Consider the following 3,007-nt stretch of genomic DNA (forward strand, 5'->3'; position numbering starts at 1 on the left):
CCCGGCGGACGGGCGGCGCACAGGGCGAAGAGATAGGTGACGGTGTCGCTGCTGCTCATCGGACGCGGTTCTCCGGGGTGCTCTCCGTGGGCGTGGGCGTGGACGGGCCGCCGTTCCCGTCCTCGAGGCGGCTCTCCAGGGCCGCCAGACGTTCGCGGAGCATCTCGTTCTCCTCGGTGAGGGCGTCCCGGGCGGCGCGCGAGGACATCGCCGGGTCGGTCTCCCACCAGTCGATGCCCGCCCGCTTCGCCGTGTCGACGGAGGCGATGAAGAGGCGGAGCCGGATGGTGAGGAGTTCGATGTCCAGCAGGTCGATCTTGATGTCGCCGGCGATGACGATGCCCTTGTCGAGGATCCGTTCCAGCAGGTCCGCGAGGGTGCTGTTGTTCGGGCCCGGGACGTACACCGTCGGGTCCTGCGGGTCCGCCCATCCGGACACGTCCGTCACGGTGCTCCCCGCCGGTCACGGCGACGGCGTCGCCGGCCGCCGCCACGGCCGTCGTCGCGGTCCGCGTTCCGCGGCCCCTCGTCGTCCTCGCCGTCTTCCTCTTCCTCGCCCTCGTCATCCTCGGCGTCCTCGTCGAGGTCCTCCTCGTCGTCGCCGTATTCGCCCTCCTCCTCGTCCTCCTCCCCGTAGGGCTCGTCGTCGCCGTACTCGTCCTCGTCCTCGGAGTCCTCGTCCTCGTCCCGCTCCTCCGCCTCGCGGGCCTCCTCGTCCTCCATCGCCTCCTCGTGGCTGCGGACCACCTCGCCCTCGCGGATCTCGCCGCGCCAGCCCTCCAGCTCCTCGTCGCCGTGGAGCGTCACGTGCCGGGCGAAGTGCTTGAGGTCCAGACGGAGGCGGCGGCCCTGGGCGCGCCACAGGTTGCCGGTCTTCTCGAAGAACCCCGCCGGGTAGTACTCGACCACCACCACGATGCGGGTGAGGCGAGGGGCGAGTTCGTGGAAGGTGACCGCGCCCCGGGTGCTCCCCTTGGCGCCCTCGGAGGTCCACACGATGCGGTCGTCCGGGATCTGCTCCTGGACGGTGGCCTTCCAGCTCCTGCTGGACGGGCCGATCTTCAGGTTCCAGTCGGAGGTGATCTCGTCCTTCTGGCTCACCCCGCGGACACCCTTGGTGAAGCCGCTGAACTCCTCGAACTGCGTCCACTGGTCGTACGCGGTGCGCAACGGGACGGCCACGTCGAGGACTTCGACGATGTTGGTGGCCTTGAGGCCACCGCCGCCGCCCTTCCCGCCGCCACCACCGCCGCCGCCACCGCCGCCGCCCGTGAGCTTCTCCTTGACGGTGTCCTTCATGCCCTTGGCCTTCTCCGACAGCATGGCCTTCGCCGGGGACTCGCCCTTGACCACCCGTCCGGCCACGGCCCCCAGGCCGCCGGCCTTGCCGGCCTTGCCGCCCACGCCGTCGGCCGCGTCGAGGAGGCGGTCGGTGACGCCGCCGAGCCGGTCGCCCGCCTTCGAGACCAGACTGCTGCCCAGGGCGCCGATCAACTCGCCGAAGGCGTCCTTCAGTTCGTCGAACGGGAGCCCCTCGTCCTGGTGGTCCCGGCCGCCGCCGCGTTCCTGCCGTCCGTTCGTCATGTCGTCGCTCACTTCCCTCGCCGAGTGCCGGACCCGGAGCCGGACTTGGTGGCAGCTCTCTTCTTCACCGCGGCGTTGGCCACCGAGGGACCCGTCGACGCCGCGCGGCGGACCGTGGCCCGGCGCGCGGTGCCCCGGTCGGCCACGGACGACCGCAGGCCCGCGGACCCCGCCGAGGTCCGCCGCCCCGGCGAGCCCGCGGCAGGCTTCTTCCCGTCCGCCTCGTCCTCCGCCTCGTCCTCGTCGTAGGCGTCGTCCCGGTCGTACGCGTCCTCGTCGTCCTCGTCGTCCTCGTCCGCCTCGTTCACGGGCTCCTCGTCGTACGCGGAGTCGTCGTCGGCGTACCCGTCGTCCTCGTCCCGGTCCCCGCGGCCCGCCGCGCCCGAAAGGCGTTCGCCGCGGTCGCGCAGGGAGTCGCTGAGGTCGAGGAGCTTGCGGCGGGCGGCCGCGGTGACCGCCGAGCGGCCGGCGTTCAGCACCTCGTGGCGCACCTGGTCGGTGAGGTCCTGGAACTGCGGGGTCTCCCGCAGCTTGGTCAGGCCCTGCGTGGCGAGCTGGGAGGGCGACATGCTGAAGCGCCGCCCCGCCAGGTAGGTGCCGACGGCCAGGGCCAGCTTGGCCTTCTTGGTGCGGCCGAGGAGATATCCACCGGCGACGGCGGCGGCCATCGCCGCCTTGCAGTTCTGGTTCATCGAAGTCCCTCGGGAGTACGGGTGCGAGCGGGAGTGGTGGGGCGGCCGCCCACGCGGCGGACGGGGTTCTCCAGCAGCTTCAGGAGGCGGTCCTCCTCCTTCTCGAAGGCCGCCTCGTCGATGGCGCCCTCGTCCAGGGCGCGGTGCAGCGCCGCCAGCCTCGCCTGCACCAGACGCGGGTCACGGGCCTGCCGCTCGGCCTCACGGGCGAGCTGGTCGGCGATCCACACCGTCCCCCGGACCGGGGCGAGGGGGAGCAGCAGGATTTCGGTGAGAAGTCCCACGCCTACCTCCCCGCCGGGCCGGGAGCGGACGTGAGGGTGGCGGTGGCACGCGTGGCGGTGGCGGCCGTCGTGGGAGCGTCCACGAAGCTGTAGCAGGGCAGCGGCCCCGTCAGACTGAGCGCGATCCGCGCGCCGTGACGCAGCGCCTGCTCCTCGACGGCCTGCCGGAAGCGCTCCTCCGCGTCCGCGGGCACCAGGAAGGAGGCGCTGAGCACGACGGTGTCGTCCACCTCGCCGCGCGCCGTGCGGGTGGCCAGCGCGGCAAGACGGGAGTGCACCTCGCGCGCCGCGCGCCCCGCCTCCCGGGTGACGGCGCGGGCCAGCGCCTCGCCCAGCCGGACGTTGGCGTCGTAGTCGGGACGGCGGCGGGTCCGCCGGGCCAGCGCCCGCAGCTTCTCGTCCCGGCGGACCAGGTCCTCGAAGCAGCCGGGCACCGTCGTGCCCTTG

The 3,007-nt window shown here is 73.1% G+C and carries 5 protein-coding genes; all 5 read right to left on the reverse strand.

Annotated features, from left to right (window positions below; genetic code table 11):
* Nucleotides 1-55 precede the first annotated feature (55 nt).
* On the reverse strand, nt 56-439 hold the full coding sequence (locus tag HW445_RS24505; RefSeq protein ID WP_308799824.1) for a gas vesicle protein: 384 nt from the start codon (nt 437-439) through the stop codon (nt 56-58).
* A 5-nt stretch (nt 440-444) separates the two neighbouring features.
* Complete coding sequence (locus HW445_RS24510; RefSeq protein WP_180223111.1) at nt 445-1,584, reverse strand: SRPBCC family protein; 1,140 nt, start codon at nt 1,582-1,584, stop codon at nt 445-447.
* 8 nt (nt 1,585-1,592) lie between these two features.
* Entirely contained in the window at nt 1,593-2,276 is a 684-nt protein-coding gene (locus HW445_RS24515) for a hypothetical protein (protein WP_180223112.1), read from the reverse strand.
* The gene (locus HW445_RS24520; protein ID WP_180223113.1) at nt 2,273-2,560 is read right to left on the reverse strand and encodes a gas vesicle protein GvpG; all 288 of its coding nucleotides are present in this window, start codon (nt 2,558-2,560) and stop codon (nt 2,273-2,275) included. The genes HW445_RS24515 and HW445_RS24520 overlap by 4 nt, the downstream gene beginning before the upstream one ends.
* 2 nt (nt 2,561-2,562) lie before the next feature.
* Nucleotides 2,563-3,007, reverse strand: a 445-nt coding sequence (locus HW445_RS24525) for a GvpL/GvpF family gas vesicle protein (protein ID WP_180223114.1), incomplete at its 5' end; no start/stop codon positions are given.

The sequence above is a fragment of the Streptomyces sp. UH6 genome (assembly GCF_013421635.1).
GTDB lineage: Bacteria > Actinomycetota > Actinomycetes > Streptomycetales > Streptomycetaceae > Streptomyces > Streptomyces abyssomicinicus.